Annotated in this window: 12 protein-coding genes and 1 pseudogene; 5 read left to right on the top strand and 8 right to left on the bottom strand. The window is 62.6% G+C overall.

The genetic code is table 11. The features are described from left to right. Positions 1-49 precede the first annotated feature (49 nt). Together BM321_RS26975 and BM321_RS26970 are read right to left on the bottom strand one after the other, a co-directional pair. Positions 50-994 carry a FecR domain-containing protein gene (locus BM321_RS26975; RefSeq protein WP_092445926.1) on the bottom strand — a complete coding sequence of 315 codons (945 nt, stop codon included), beginning with the start codon at positions 992-994 and terminating at the stop codon, positions 50-52. Beyond that, a complete protein-coding gene (locus BM321_RS26970; protein ID WP_092330181.1) occupies positions 994-1,503 on the bottom strand; it encodes a sigma-70 family RNA polymerase sigma factor in 510 nt (169 codons plus the stop codon). The genes BM321_RS26975 and BM321_RS26970 overlap by 1 nt, the downstream gene beginning before the upstream one ends. A gap of 92 nt (positions 1,504-1,595) precedes the next feature. Here BM321_RS26970 and BM321_RS26965 point away from each other — a divergent pair. Then, positions 1,596-1,700, top strand: a pseudogene (locus tag BM321_RS26965) (two-component system response regulator); the annotation flags it as partial. A gap of 32 nt (positions 1,701-1,732) precedes the next feature. After that, positions 1,733-2,626, top strand: a complete 894-nt coding sequence (locus BM321_RS26960) for a helix-turn-helix domain-containing protein (protein WP_092445924.1) — start codon at positions 1,733-1,735, stop codon at positions 2,624-2,626. Between the two features lie 168 nt (positions 2,627-2,794). Here the strand turns inward: BM321_RS26960 and nirD are convergent, their stop codons facing one another. After that, positions 2,795-3,166, bottom strand: coding sequence for a nitrite reductase small subunit NirD (nirD, locus tag BM321_RS26955; RefSeq protein ID WP_092330186.1), 372 nt, complete (start codon positions 3,164-3,166; stop codon positions 2,795-2,797). Next, a complete protein-coding gene (nirB, locus tag BM321_RS26950) occupies positions 3,166-5,727 on the bottom strand; it encodes a nitrite reductase large subunit NirB (protein WP_092445921.1) in 2,562 nt (853 codons plus the stop codon). The genes nirD and nirB overlap by 1 nt, the downstream gene beginning before the upstream one ends. A 558-nt stretch (positions 5,728-6,285) precedes the next feature. Here nirB and BM321_RS26945 point away from each other — a divergent pair. Further along, positions 6,286-6,699, top strand: coding sequence for a CBS domain-containing protein (locus tag BM321_RS26945; RefSeq protein ID WP_092445919.1), 414 nt, complete (start codon positions 6,286-6,288; stop codon positions 6,697-6,699). An 80-nt stretch (positions 6,700-6,779) separates the two neighbouring features. After that, positions 6,780-7,037 carry a hypothetical protein gene (locus BM321_RS26940; protein WP_175534978.1) on the top strand — a complete coding sequence of 86 codons (258 nt, stop codon included), beginning with the start codon at positions 6,780-6,782 and terminating at the stop codon, positions 7,035-7,037. Here BM321_RS26940 and BM321_RS26935 read toward each other — a convergent pair. The 3 genes from BM321_RS26935 to BM321_RS26925 all read right to left on the bottom strand — a co-directional run bounded on the left by BM321_RS26935 (position 7,026) and on the right by BM321_RS26925 (position 11,016). Beyond that, a complete protein-coding gene (locus BM321_RS26935; RefSeq protein ID WP_092445917.1) occupies positions 7,026-8,633 on the bottom strand; it encodes an alpha-amylase family protein in 1,608 nt (535 codons plus the stop codon). The genes BM321_RS26940 and BM321_RS26935 overlap by 12 nt on opposite strands. A 10-nt stretch (positions 8,634-8,643) precedes the next feature. Beyond that, a complete protein-coding gene (locus BM321_RS26930; protein ID WP_092445915.1) occupies positions 8,644-10,170 on the bottom strand; it encodes an alpha-amylase family glycosyl hydrolase in 1,527 nt (508 codons plus the stop codon). A gap of 222 nt (positions 10,171-10,392) precedes the next feature. Beyond that, positions 10,393-11,016 carry a TetR/AcrR family transcriptional regulator gene (locus BM321_RS26925; RefSeq protein ID WP_092445913.1) on the bottom strand — a complete coding sequence of 208 codons (624 nt, stop codon included), beginning with the start codon at positions 11,014-11,016 and terminating at the stop codon, positions 10,393-10,395. Positions 11,017-11,098: 82 nt separating this feature from the next. Here BM321_RS26925 and BM321_RS26920 point away from each other — a divergent pair, with 82 nt between their 5' ends. Next, positions 11,099-11,728 carry an NAD(P)H-dependent oxidoreductase gene (locus BM321_RS26920; protein ID WP_092445911.1) on the top strand — a complete coding sequence of 210 codons (630 nt, stop codon included), beginning with the start codon at positions 11,099-11,101 and terminating at the stop codon, positions 11,726-11,728. A 2-nt stretch (positions 11,729-11,730) separates the two neighbouring features. Here the strand turns inward: BM321_RS26920 and BM321_RS26915 are convergent, their stop codons facing one another. Further along, positions 11,731-13,293, bottom strand: a complete 1,563-nt coding sequence (locus tag BM321_RS26915) for a L,D-transpeptidase family protein (RefSeq protein ID WP_092445909.1) — start codon at positions 13,291-13,293, stop codon at positions 11,731-11,733. Positions 13,294-13,340: the final 47 nt, after the last annotated feature.

Here is a 13,340-nt window from a genome sequence, read left to right as displayed (position 1 = left end):
TGCCTTGAATGACAAGCGAGACAAAAAAAGGGGACAGGCCCAACCGGCCTCAGGCCATATTTTTGCGAAGCGTCAACGTGACCCAGTAACGGGTGCGCATGTGCACGTCCAGCGGCAGGCTGGCCGCCAGCAGCGCGAGGATCCGATCGGTGTTGTCCAGGCGGAAGCTGCCGGTGATTCGCAGCGGTTCCAAGGTTTCATCCCAGCGCAGCACGCCGGGGCGATAGCGGCTCAATTCCCGCAGGAAATGCCCCAGCGGCTGGTCCTGCGCCACCAGTACCCCATCACGCCAGCCCAGCTGTGCCACGTCGAACACCTGCACCGGTCCCGCGCCCGAGGCCTGGACGTTGACCTGTTGGCCCTCCTCCAGACTCAGCGAGGGTCCCCGCAGGGGTTGCAGGTACGCCGAACCGTTGACCACCGACACCCGGCAGTCGCCCTCGCCCAAATGCAGGCAGACTTCGCCACGATGGATCGTGACGAGCCCATAGGGTGACTGAACGAACAGCGGCGTGCTCCCGGCGAGTTTGAGGGCCATCTCGCCGCGCAGCAGCACCAGGCGCCGTACCTTGAGGTCCAGGTCGACGGCACTGTCGGTGTTCAACTGCAGTGCACTGCCATCGATCAGCGACCAGCGCCGTTGCTCGCCCGTGGCGGTGTGCAAATCAGCGCGCCAGACCTCCAGCGGCAGCTCCCGCCCCAGCAGCCAGGCGGTCGGGACCAACGCGGCGACGCCCAATGCACGCTTGAGCACCGCGCGCCGGGCCAGCGCCGGACGGTCCAGGGTTGCCATGCCCAGGGACGCGGGGACCCCGGCAAAACGTTGGCGCAATCGCTGGGCCTTCTGCCAGGCCGCCTCGTGGTGAGCGCTACTGTCGCGCCAGCGTTGCAAGGCCGCCGAGTCGAATGCATCCCCGTCGAACTCCATCAGGGTCAACCAATGGGCAGCCGCCCGCGCCGCTTCACGAGCCTCAGGTGATGGCGCCGATGGCATCAGAAGTCCACCAACAGGCAATGCTCATAGGCCTGGGCCATGTAGCGCTTCACGGTGCGCTCGGACACTTGCAAGCGCTCGGCAATCTCGCGATAGCCCAGGCCTTCGAGCTGGCTCCATAAAAAAGCCCGCCGCACCAAGGGCGGCAGGCCATCCAGCAATTCGTCCAGGGCTTGCAGGGTTTCCAGCAGCAGCCAACGCTGCTCCGGAGACGGTGCGCAGGCTTCAGGCAGGTTCGCCAACGCGTCGAGATACGCCTGTTCCAGATTGCGGCGGGTATAGAAATTGCTCAGCAGGCGTTTGCCGACGGTCAGCAGATAGGCGCGGGGTTCTTGCAGGTCCGTCAAGGTCTGGGAGCTGGCAAGCACCCGCAGGAAAGTATCCTGGCGCAGGTCCGCCGCATCCCAGGCATTGCCCATGCGCCGTCGCAACCAGCCTTCCAGCCAACTCCCGTGGTCACGGTACAACGCATGGAGGGATCGCTCCGTCGGCGTAACTGCATCACACATGTCCAGAAGCCTGCGCAAAGTCTTAAATGAGACTGATTCTAATTAATGTTCGCGCAGGAATCCAAGTTGTTTATGCAACGTGAGTCTAAAGGAACCTGCTGGAAACCCGGGCGCTCTATAAAGCGTTGCGCGAGTTGATCCCGTCCCAGCAGATCGAATTGTTCCGCCAGCACCGTCCCGCCGTCGACCCGGTCTAGTCTGGCGGCCGTTTCATCGAGGCCATCGAAGCATGGAAATCACCGAACGAACATCGGCAAACGGCCTGCAAGGGCACATTCGCGGCGAGCGCCTGGCCACCTCCGACGGCGTATCGAGCAAGGAGATCCTGGTGGAGATCTTTGTCCGTGAGCGTTGCGAAGCCCACATCGTCGTGCCAGCGGTGGCCGAGCCGTTGCTGGTCTGGGTCTTGTCCGGGCAAGCCATTGTCGAGGAGCGCACCGCCCACGAGCCTTGGGAAGCGAATACGGTGGTCCGCGGGGATTTTTTCCTGACCACCTCCCCTGTGCCTTATGAAATGCGCTGGCAAGTGACCAGTCCTGAGCCGTTCGTGGTCATGCATGTGTATTTGGGCCTGGCGTTGCTGGAGCGCGCCATCGCCGAAGCTGGCGGCGGCGCGATCCAACTGCGGGAAGTCTCTGGCGGGCGGGATGAAGGGCTCTCGGCCTTGCTGGAACAGATCCGGGTGGAACTGACCCGACGCGGTGAAACCAGCGCCTTGCTGGTCCAGGGCGTAGCGCAATGCCTGGCGGTGCACCTGGCGCGGCATTATGTGGATGCCGGGGCCGAAGACATGTCCGGCCGCAACGCCCTGCCCGCCTTCAAACTCAAGCGGGTGATCCAGTTAATGGAACAACACCTGGCCGCCCCCTTCAACCTCGGTGACCTGGCCCGGGCCATCAGCCTGAGCGAATACCACTTCAGCCGCCTGTTCAAGCGCGCCACCGGGCGTTCGCCCTCGCAGTACTTCATCCAGCTGAGAATGGCCCGGGCCCGGCAACTGCTGATCGAAACCGAGCGCAGCATCATCGATATCGGCCTGGAGGTCGGCTATGGCAGTGCCAGTCACTTCTCCCAGGTATTCCGTCGCGAAGTGGGTGTGGCGCCGAGTCATTACCGCAAGTAAAGGCCTGATAGCGCCACAATGTGGCCGCACACAAACCACTGTGGGAGCCGAGCTTGCTCGCGATAGCGTTGGGTCAGCAGCCTCAGGTTTGACTGGTGTACCGTTATCGCGAGCAAGCTCGCTCCCACAGGTTTTCATGCAGTTTTTCAACTCACTCGCAGGCGCGGTTCAGTCCTCGCCAATCTCCACCACATCGCCATTCAAGCGTACCGGCCACACCCGCAGGCTTTGCTCCGGGTACTCCAGGCAATGGCCGTCTTCCAGACGGAAATGCTGCTTGTACATCGGCGAGGCAATCACCAGGTCACCCTTGATGCTGCCCAGCAAGCCGCGGCCGATGACGTTCGCACCGGACTTGGGGTCGCGGTTGTCGATGGCGTACAGCGGCTTGTCCTCCTGTTCCGGCAGATAGAGCAGCGCCACTTGGCTGCCATCGTGCCAGGCGACCACGCCGGAGTTGGGCACCAGGTCGGCGCGGCTGCACAGGGCACGCCATTGCATGGCTTCTTCAGTGATACGAACGACGTTTGACTGGCTCATCAGAGCACCTCCTCGGTGACGGGAATCAGGTGGAGTTCATGGGCGTGAACCGGCCGACGCTGGCCGCGCTCGCGGACAAAGTGAACGTCCGGATCGCCGCGCTTGTCGTTGACGAAGGTGCGGAAACGCTTGAGCTTCTCCGGGTCCTTCAAGGCGTTGGCCCATTCGCATTCGTAGCGGTCGACCACCAGTTGCATCTGGGCCTCAAGCTCGGCGCCCAGGCCCAGGCTGTCGTGGATGATCACGTCCTTGAGGTAGTCCAGGCCACCTTCCAGGCTTTCGCGCCAGACCGAGGTGCGTTGCAGTTTGTCGGCGGTGCGGATGTAGAACATCAGGAAACGGTCGATGTAGCGGATCAGCGTGGCGTCATCCAGGTCCGTGGCGAACAGCTCGGCGTGACGGGGACGCATGCCGCCGTTGCCGGCCACGTAGAGGTTCCAGCCCTTCTCGGTGGCGATCACGCCGACATCCTTGCTCTGGGCCTCGGCGCACTCGCGGGTGCAACCGGACACGGCGAACTTGAGCTTGTGCGGCGAGCGCAGGCCTTTGTAGCGATCTTCGAGGGTCAAGGCCATCTGCACGCTGTCCTGCACGCCGTAGCGGCACCAGGTACTGCCCACGCAGGATTTCACCGTACGGGTGGACTTGCCGTAGGCATGGCCGGTTTCGAAACCGGCTTCGATCAGCTCGGCCCAGATGTCCGGCAACTGGTGCAACTGGGCGCCGAACAGGTCGATGCGCTGGCCGCCGGTAATCTTGGTGTAGAGGTCGTATTTCTTGGCGACCACGCCGATGGCGATGAGTTTGTCGGCGGTGATTTCCCCGCCGGCGATGCGTGGCACCACCGAGTAAGTGCCGTTTTTCTGCATGTTCGCCATGAAGGTGTCGTTGGTGTCCTGCAGCGCCACCAGGGACGGGTCCATGATCGGCTGGTTCCAGCACGACGCCAGGATCGAGCCCACCGCCGGCTTGCACAGGTCGCAGCCGGTGTGACCGCGACCGTGCTTGGCCAGCAGTTCTTCGAAACTGATGATGCCTTCCACCCGCACCAGTGCATACAACTCCTGGCGGGTGTAGGCGAAGTGTTCGCACAGGCTCTTGTCGACACTGACGCCGCGGGCAATCAATTCGTGCTCGAACACTTGCTTGACCAGGGCCGCGCAACCACCGCAACCGGTGCCGGCCTTGGTATCGCACTTGAGCTGGCCGAGATCGGTGCAGCCGCCGTCGATGGCCGAGCAGATCGAACCCTTGGTGACGTTGTGGCACGAGCAAATCGTGGCGGTTTCGGGCAACGCCGCCGGGCCCAGGGTCGGGGCGCCTTCGGACGATGGCAGGATCAGGCTGGCAGCGTCCTTGGGCAAGGCGATGCCGTTCTGCATGTATTGCAGCAGGGTGTCGTAGTAGCTGTTGTCCCCCACCAGCACCGCGCCGATCACGCGCTTGCCGGCGGCGTCCACCACCAGCCGCCGATAGCTGGCGCTGGTTTCGTCGATGAACTGGAAGCTGCGCGAACCTGGAGTGTTGCCATGGGCATCGCCGATGGAGCCGACGTCCACGCCCAGCAACTTGAGCTTGGTGGACATGTCGGCACCGGTGAAGGCCTCAGCGCTTTCGCCGCACAGCCGGGCCGCGACGCTGCGGGCCATCTGGTAGCCCGGGGCGACCAGGCCGAAAATGCTGCCGTTCCAGGCTGCGCATTCGCCGATGGCGTAGATGTCCGGATCGCTGCTCTGGCAATGATCGTCGATCACCACGCCGCCGCGCGGGCCGATCTGCAGGTCGCTCTGGCGCGCCAGGGCGTCCTGGGCGCGGATACCGGCGGAAAACACGATGAGGTCGGTTTCCAGGAAATCGTCGTCGCCGAAATTCATCCGATAACGGTACTGCTCGCCGGCACTGATGGACTGGGTGCCCTTGGACAGGTGCACGCCGACGCCCAAGCTTTCGATGCGCGCCTTGAGGGCCAAGCCACCCTGGGTGTCCAACTGCACCGGCATCAGCCGTGGCGCGAATTCCACCACATGAGCTTCAAGGCCCAGGGTCTTGAGGGCGTTGGCCGCTTCCAGGCCCAGCAGGCCGCCACCGACCACCACGCCGCGGCGGGCATTGCTGGCAGCGGCGCGGATCGCATCCAGGTCTTCGAGGGTGCGGTAGACCAGGCAAGAATCCCCCTCGGCGCCCTGGATCGGCGGCACGAACGGGTAGGAACCGGTGGCGAGCACCAGTTTGTCGTAGCTGAGGCGCTCCCGGGCAGTGACGACCTGGCGCGCCTGGCGGTCGATTTCCAGCACGGGCATGCCCAGGTGCAACGTGACGCCGGGGGTCTGGTACAGCGACGCTTCGCCCAGAGCCAGGGACTCGGCATCACGCCCGGAGAAGTACTCGGACAGGTGCACGCGGTCGTAGGCACGCATCGGCTCTTCGCTGAACACATGCAAGTGGTAATGATTGAGGGCACCGCGTTCGATCAGTTGCTCGACGCAGTGATGGCCGACCATGCCATTGCCGATCACGATCAGCGTTTGCAGCTTGTTCAGAGAAGCAACGTTGGAATTCATAAAAAGCACCCGACAAAAGCCCATCACGATTTTGAAAGCAAAAAAAAGACGCCTGAAACCTTGCGGTTCCAGGCGTCTTTGCCTGTTCTGTGCTGTATCGGCCCGGCGACTGCGCCCTGACCTACCGTTGTCCCCGGCCTGCTGGCGCTCGATCTTCGTTGACCGACGGGGCTGCCCACGCGGCTGTGTTCACGGTGGGCATGAATAGTCTCTTGCAGCGAGCGTGCCAAACCTCATCTGCGACTGTATTCACAACCTCGCACTCGCCGACGATCCCCTGTGGGAACAGGCCTGTCCGCGAAACCGTCGACTCAGCCACCGCAAGCTGACCGGCCGCTTCCGCCGTTTCCCAAGCATCGCCCACTGCCTTGCGATGGTGCGATCATCCCGCCCGCGGCTTCATAAAAGTGCAGCCGTTCGAACCCGTCGGGAAAAATCCTGAACCATCGCCAACCTGGATTTTCACAATAAGTGAGGAGCCCGTCCGGTGCCGCGCAGGTGACTTGCCCGGCCCGGATCGAGGCTTGCTGTCCAACCCGAGAGAAAGGAGATTCAGCGATGAAAATCAATGAAATCATGAGTCGGGAAGTACGCACGGTCTCCCCCGATACTTCCTTGCGCGAAGTCGCGCAAATCATGCGCCAAGCCGACATCGGCGCGCTGATCATCAATCAGGACGACCGCATGGCCGGCATGATCACCGACCGCGACCTGGTGGTTCGAGCCATGGCGGATGGCATGGACATGAACACCCCGGTCAGTCGGATCATGAGCGATGAGGTGCGCTACTGCTTCGAAGACGAAGAGATCGACCATGTGGCCAAGAACATGGCCCAGATCGAAAAACGCCGCCTGCCGGTGGTCAATCGCGACAAACGCCTGGTGGGCATGGTCTCGCTGGCCAACGTCGCCAGTTGCAATGCCGACAAGCTCAGCGCCAACCTGCTACGTGGCGTCGCGCGACCTCATTGATCCCCAAGGCGCTGCGGAGCGAGCACCATGGATGAGCAAAGCCCTCCGGTCGTAGTGATCTGCGGCTCTATCGCTGGCGTATGCAGAGTGCAACTGCCAGCAATCAATACTGGGCTCGCAACAAGTCAGGCAAGCGCGTACAACCCGTACCGCCGATCTATGACCCGGACGTAGGCGCCCGGGCCACTCTGTTTGCACCGCAAGAGCCCTTTCACCGCACCCGCGGGCGCTTTACCGGCCGCTCGCGGGATTCAGCGCTGGCCCTCACTTCCACCCAAGTGTCGACGTTGCTGCCGGTGACTGGCGGAGTACTGGCCATGGTGCTGTCAATGATCTGATCCGTTGCGACGCAACCATCGATAGCCATAGCCCTTCAGGGTCAGGTGCCGGCCCCTGGCGGTGGGGTACTGGCTGTCCGAAACGATGTCCTCGAAGCCTTGCAGGTCCAGCCCTTCCACAGTGACTGTCAACGTTTCCCTGCCGAGATTGGCCAGCATCAGCACGTTAGCCTTGCCCATATGGGAAATGGCGAATACCGCGGGTTGATCGACCGCCAGCAGGCGTGCTTCGCCATCGCCCACCTCTGGCAGGCCTGCACGGGCCAGTAGCAATGACCGCACCCGCTCCAGCAACGATTCAGGATCATTCAATTGGGCCTCGACGTTCAAATGCGAGTAGGCGAAGGGGCCTTCATCGATCACTGGGGCCGCCAGGCGTCGAGCCGATGAAAAGCCGGCATTAGCCTGGGCGCTCCATTGCATCGGCGTGCGCACCGAGAGTCGCTCGGGACGGGACAAATCGTCCCCCATACCGATTTCCTCGCCGTAACGCACGATGGGGGTGCCAGGCAATAAAAGCAACAGCGCCTGGGCCAGTGCCTGGTGGCGCACATCACCGCACAGCATCGGCGCCAAGCGTCGGCGAATGCCCCTGCCATACAGGCGCATGTCCTGATCCGGTGCGAACGCTCGCATCACTTCCTCGCGCTCCTCTGCGCTCAAGCGCTCCAGGTCGAGTTCGTCATGGTTGCGTAGCCACACTGCATATTGGGCGCCGTCGGGCGGCAACGGACGCCGGGTGATGGCGCGCCACAAAGGTTCGGCCTGGCCTCGGGCCAGCGCCAGGAACACATGGTTGTTGACCCAGAAATCCAGCACCAGCCCCAGACGCTCGCCGTTTCCAAAATAATGGCTGTAGCGCTCCGGCTCGACGTCAACCTCCCCCAGCAACACACCTTCGGGATTGATGTCAGTCATGCACTTGTAGAGCCTGTCCAATACCCAGACGCCTTGCTCTTCATCTTCACCACCGGCTTGTTCCACCAGGTGAGAAGCGGCATCCAGGCGAAAACCGTCGATGCCGAATTCTAGCCAGTGAACCATGACCCGCTCGATCTCCTCGATGACACGCGGGTTCGCCAGGTTAAGGTCCGGTTCATGGCGGTAAAACAGATGCCGGTAGTATTGCCCGGCCTGTTCGTCCCACTGCCAGATACTGTCTTCCACTGACGGAAAAATCGGTTGGTTGCCATCGTCCACCGGGGTGTCGGACCACACGTAATAATCCCGGTAAACGCTGTCCTTGTCGCGCCGTGCCCGCAGGAACCAGGGATGCTGATCGCTGGTGTGTTGCGCCACCAGCTCGAGAATGACGCGCATGCCGCGCTCCCTGGCCTCGACAACCAACTGGCGCAAGTCCTCTTCGCTGCCGAAGCGCGGATCCAAAGCCATGAAGTCGCTGACGTCATAACCTGCGTCCTTGAATGGCGAGCGGTACAACGGCATCAGCCAGAGGGCACCGACTCCGAGCGCCTGCAAATAGTCCAGACGTTCGATGATGCCCTTGAGATCACCGCGACCATCGCCGTTGCTGTCGAAAAACAAGGAGGGATCGATTTGGTAAATCAGAGTGTTTCGGTGCCACTTGGTTTTCATCGGTCACTCCTCATCGGCACAGGATCACGCCTTGCTCGGCAGCCAGTCGGCCACTGAACGCTTGACCTTCGCCCACCCCGTCGCTGGCCGTTTCGACTCGCCAGGCATCGGCCAGCGGAAACGTCTGTTCGCTGTCGGCGAAGTTGATGCAAACCAGTCGCTCATCACCATTGCAGTGGCGACGATAGGCCAGCACTTGAGGGTGCGATGGCAGTTCCTCCCAGGCGCCCAGGCGCAACGCCGGGCTGGCGCGTCGGCAGGCCAGCAGCCGTCGGTACAGCGCCAGAGTGGAGTCGACGGCATCTTCCTGTGCTTCGACGGCCAACTCGTGGGCATCAGGCGCAAAGGGCAACCATGGTGCCGCTCCGGCCCAGCCATGGGGGAACCGGACAGCCCAGGGCAACGGTGCCCGACTGCCGTCCCTGCCCCCCGGGTCGACACGAGTCCGGGCCGTGACCACCGTGTCTTCCAGGCCCAACTCTTCGCCTTGATAGATAAACGGCGTGCCGCGCAAAGTAAGCAGCAGGACCGCCGCCGCCCGGGCCCGGCGCAGCGAACCGCCGTAGCGGCTGCGGTGACGGCTGTTGTCATGGTTGGACAGCACCCAAGTCGGCCAGGCTTGCAATGGACCGAGGTCGTTTTCCACCTCACGTATGCACATACGGAACACCACAGGGTCCCAAGGTGCGTCCAGTGGCGGGAAGTTGAACGACATATGCAACTCATCGCTCGCACCGTAATAGGCCGCCACCTGTGCCGTGGAGCGAATGTTCACTTCACCGATCAACACCCGTTCGCCGGGGTAACTGTCCACCAGCCGGCGCAAGCCACGCAGCACTTCGTGGCTGTAAGGCTGGTCGTTGATCTTCACCATGGTTTCGCCGGCCATACAACGCGGATCATCGGCAAAGCTCGGGTCTTTGCCGACGCAATGCACCACATCGACGCGAAACCCGTCCACGCCACGTTCCAGCCAGAAGTGCAGCACCTGGTGCATGGCCGCCACCACGTCGGGGTTGCGCCAATTGAGATCTGGTTGCTGCGGCAGGAAAAAATGCAGGTAGTACTGTTGGCTGGTTTCATCCCAGGTCCAGGCACTACCGCCGTCGATCGACGCACGCCAGTTGTTCGGCTGGTCGCGCCAGATGTACCAGTCGCGCTTAGGGTTGTCGCGACTTGCGCGCGACTCGATGAACCAGGGATGCTGGTCGGAGGTGTGGTTGGGCACAAAATCCAGCAACACCTTCAAACCCCTTGCGTGAGCTTGAACGACCAACTCATCCAGATGGGCCAGGGTGCCGAACAACGGATCGACATCGGTGTAATCGCAAATGTCGTACCCCGCATCGCGCATGGGTGAACGAAAGACCGGGGACAACCACAACGCATCGACTCCCAGGCGCAGCAGATGGTCCAAGCGTGCGGTCAAGCCAGGCAGATCACCGATGCCGTCGCCGTTGGCATCGGCAAAGGAGCGCGGATAGACCTGATAGATCACAGCGCTTTTCCACCAGGGCGAAGGACAGGAGTTGGGCATGTCGCCTCCTTTGATCGCATTATTTGGGTGGGCAAGGCCGCAGCCCCGCCGGCTGTCCCTTTGACACGGAACACAATTTAAGAACCGGACAGAACGCTCGAGGTTCGTTTTTTTGGAAGGGCCTGCCAAACCCTGCGGTATGGACTACCGCTACCGTGACAGGCTCGCTCCACGGGTGAACGCGATCGACTGTGGGAAAGCACCTGCTCGCGAAGCGGCGGATCAGCTTGGAGAGGTGTCGACGGTCCTGGCCACCATCGCCACGATACTGGCCAACAACTCGTACTTCGCCTCATCAGCGCTGATTTCCCCAGTGGCGGCCGCATTGGACAGTGCTTCCGCCGCTCCCAGCATCGCCCGCAAACCGGCCTGGGTGATGCCCTTCGTGCCGGCGAACGGCTCCAGCACCGCGCGGCACTTGTCGAGAAAAATACCCTCGTATTCGCGCTTGATACGTTCCAGCTCCGGCGAGCTGGTCAACGCTGCAATCACCCCTGGAATCTCTCGCCCTTGCAACAACACACATTCAACGTAGGAAGAAGCGATCACCGCCGCCCGGCTTTGCAAGGTGGCGTCACTGGCATCCAGGGCCGCCTCCATCCGTGCGGTCTGACGGGCATCGAAATCCTGGTAAAGCGCCGCCAGCAGCCCAGACCGGGTAATGAAGTGGTTGTAGACGATGGGTTTGGTCACCCCCGCCTGGTCCGCCAGCCGGGCCAGGGTCAGGGCGTCGCTGCCCTCCTCCCGCACCAGTCGCCAGGCGGCATCCAGCAATTGGCGCTGCCGGTCGTGCCGGGATAAACGACGACGAGGTGAAGCCTGCGAATGTTCGTCAGTGCTTGACATACTAACTTTACCAATCGTAACTTACTAAGCGTAACTTAAGCATACCTGTCATCACGACCTCGTGACCAGAAGGAGTTTCGCCATGCATGCACTCATCGTTGTGGCTCACCACGATCCGCGCTCCCTCACCCACAGCCTGGCCGGGAAAATCGCCGAGGGCATCACCCGCGCCAACCCTGCCGATACGTTCGAGATCGCCGACCTGGCTGCCGAAGGTTTCGATCCGCGCTTCAGCTTTGCCGACCACGCCGTGCACCACCGCGAGGCCTTGCCGCCAGCGGATGTGCTGGCCGAGCAAGCCAGAATCGACCGTGCCGACGCGTTGGTGCTGGTCTATCCGATTTATTGGTGGTCCATGCCGGCGCTGCTCAAGGGCTGGATCGACCGGGTGTTTTCCAACGGCTGGGCGTTCGATTTCAGCCTCGACAAGCCGTTCATTCAGAAACTGCAGCACCTGCAGGTCCATTTGGTGGAAGTCGGTGGCGCCGATGCCGACAGCTTCCAACGCCACGGCTACGGTGAGGCGATGACCACGCAGATCGACCAGGGCATATTCGGTTACTGCGGTGCCCGGGTAGTGAGTTCCCAGCGTTTGCTCGACTCGGAAACCGCCGATCCGCAACAGCATTTGCAGGCCGCCGGCGTTATCGGCCAGCGGTTATTCGCAACGCTCGACGAAACCACCCAGGCGCCCGCGACCGCATGCGCCTGAGCTCAGAGCGTACGTCCACGGGCGGCCGACAGCGTCGCGTCACGCCCGTAGATATCCGGGACGTACACCGCCTGGCCCTGGCTGTCCGCTTGTGCCGTCCAGTAGCCCAGCAGGATCGGCACGGGCCGGGCCAGCCTGAACTCGTGGGTCGACTCACTGGCCAGCAACGTGTCGGTGCGTGCGCGTTCGGCCGGGCTTACCAGCAGGTCGCGCAGGTGCATCACTTGCTCGATCCGCACGCAGCCTGAACTGAAGGCTCGTGGGCCTTTGCTGAACAACGCCTGGCTCGGTGTGTCATGCAGGTACACCGAAAACGGATTGGGAAAACGGATCGCCATTTTGCCCAACGGGTTGTTCGGCCCTGGATCCTGACGCAGCATGAGGTTGCCCGGGTGCTCCCAGTCGATGTCTTCCGCCAGCAACGGCAGGCCGTCGCTATCGAGAATCCGCAGGTTGTGGCGGCTGAGAAACTCCGGATCGCGGCGGATCTCGGGCAGTTTGTCTTCGCGCATGATGGTCGGCGGAATGGTCCAGGTCGGGTTGAGTGTCAGTCGGGTGACGTGGGATTTGAGCAGCGGCGTCTGCCGTTGCGCACGGCCCACCTGGGTGCGGGTTTGCCAGACCGGCGCGCCGCCCTGGTAGACCGTCAACTGCGCCGCCGCCACGTTGACCAGAACGCTGTCGGTCTCCACGTCCTGGGCCAGCCAGCGCATGCGCTCCAGGTTGATGCGCAACTGCTCGCGGCGCATGGCCGGGCTGATGTTCAGCTCGGTGACGGTCCACGGCCCCACCACACCATCGGCCTGCAACGAATGTTGGGCCTGGAAGCTCTTCATCGCCTCCACCAGCATGGGGCTGTAGTGTTCGTCGCTCACCTGCGGCGGCGTACTCAGGTAACCCTCGTTGAACAGTCGTTGGGCCAGGGCGGGTACGCGGGCGTCCTGTTTGTCCGGTTGCAGCAACGGCCCGCCCGGCACCGCTTGCCATTCGGCCAAAGGCTGTTGCCGCAGCCGGGCATAGAGGCCGCGCAGGTTGCGGTAGAGGTCCAGGTTCGGCCGTGCCTGTTCAAAAGCGTCGGCCAGGTTCTGCAGGCCCAGCCCGGCGATGGCCAGCACCACGGCCGGGTGCTCCTGTGGCGGTGGGTTGGCCTTCCACACCGGTTCCAGCCGGTCTTGCGGCAGGTAGCCGAAACGCAGGTCATGCAAGGCTTGCAGGTAGCGCCGGCTGATGGCGATGTCGGCACAATGAGGGCCTTGGGTCGCCCCCTCGCCCGGCAAGCCATAGCGCGCGGGATCGAGGCCGTCATCGGCCAGTTGTTGCAACTGGACCTGCAGCGCCCCCCGTCGTTCGTCGTCCGACCAGACTTCCTGGCCTGCGTTTTGCTGATAGAACGCTTGCAAATCGAGCAATGTCGGAAAGTCGACACCCACCGCGATGTCCGGGCACGCGACCGCCAATTGCGCCAGGGTGGTCTGCACCAGTGCCGGATCGCTGTCTTCGGCTGTGGCGACCAATGGCGCAGTGAGCAATAAAAGGCTCAGGTAACATGCGGACTTTTTGAACAACTGCTTTACTCCAATCCATGGCCGTCTCGTTGACGGTGAATTTTGCG

It is taken from the genome of Pseudomonas sp. NFIX10 (genome assembly GCF_900111955.1).
Lineage (GTDB): Bacteria > Pseudomonadota > Gammaproteobacteria > Pseudomonadales > Pseudomonadaceae > Aquipseudomonas > Aquipseudomonas fluorescens_AA.
Note: the sequence above shows the minus strand (reverse complement) of the source record. Positions and strands in the feature narration are given on the sequence as shown.